This is a genomic window from Mesorhizobium sp. M2A.F.Ca.ET.067.02.1.1, assembly GCF_004023285.1.
In the GTDB taxonomy this organism is placed as follows: Bacteria; Pseudomonadota; Alphaproteobacteria; order Rhizobiales; family Rhizobiaceae; genus Mesorhizobium.
In genome coordinates this window covers 1-856 of record NZ_RZSB01001270.1, presented here as the reverse complement: position 1 = coordinate 856, position 856 = coordinate 1, and the positions used below count along the sequence as shown (strand labels likewise).

At 65.2% G+C, this 856-nt stretch carries 2 pseudogenes; one reads left to right on the top strand and one right to left on the bottom strand.

The annotated features are described in order from the left end of the window. Positions 1 to 324: pseudogene (locus EOA28_RS37245) on the top strand (CDP-diacylglycerol--serine O-phosphatidyltransferase); the annotation flags it as partial. 9 nt (positions 325 to 333) lie between these two features. On the opposite strand, the pseudogene EOA28_RS37240 reads toward EOA28_RS37245, so the two are convergent. Next, positions 334 to 856, bottom strand: a pseudogene (locus EOA28_RS37240) (AMP-binding protein); the annotation flags it as partial.

Sequence of the window (856 nt, the reverse complement as noted above, 5' to 3'; positions counted from 1 at the left end):
CTCTATCTCTATTTCCTGCGGCTCGGGCTGGAGCCGTCCCGCCCTGCCGCCTTCATCGCCACGGGCTTCACCGTACTCATCGCTTTCCTTCTGGTCAGCCGCCTGCCGGTCTATTCGGGCAAGAGCGTCAAGGTGCCCGGCGACAGGGTGCTGCCGGTCATCCTCGGCGTGGTGCTCTACATCCTCTTGCTGATGACCTATCCCTGGTACACGCTGACCGCCTCGGTCGCGGGATATCTGCTCTTCCTGCCGTTCTCGGTGCGCGCCTATTCTAAGCGGGCCATGCGCGAAGGCGAGAAGGTGCCGCCTTCGGATATCGGGTAACGCGGCGCGCTAAGCCGCCACACCCAGTCCCAACCGATCAATCGCCAGCTTTCGCGCCGAGACGTAATCCGTCTTGCCCGAGCCCAGCACCGGGATCTCTTCCACCTTGAGGATGTCGTTGGGCACCATCAGTTCCGCAGCACCCGCCTTCTTGCCGAACTGGCGCAGTTCCTCGGCATTGGCGTCGTCGGCGGTGGTGACCAGCACGATACGCTCGCCGCGCCTTTTGTCGGGCACCGCCACCGCCGCGTGGCGCTCTTCCGGCCACAGTGATTGCACCAGCATCTCGACGGCGCCCAGCGACACCATCTCGCCGGCGATCTTGGCGAAGCGCTTTGCCCGGCCGCGGATGGTGATGAAGCCCTCGCGGTCGATCGAGACGATGTCGCCCGTGTCGTGCCAGCCTTCCAGCGGCTGCAATTCGCCGGGGCGGTCGGCGCTCATGTAGCCCATCATCATATTCGGCCCGTCGAGCCACAGCCGGCCGCCCTCGGTGATGCCTTCGACAGGCTCCAGCTTCATGCGGATGGCC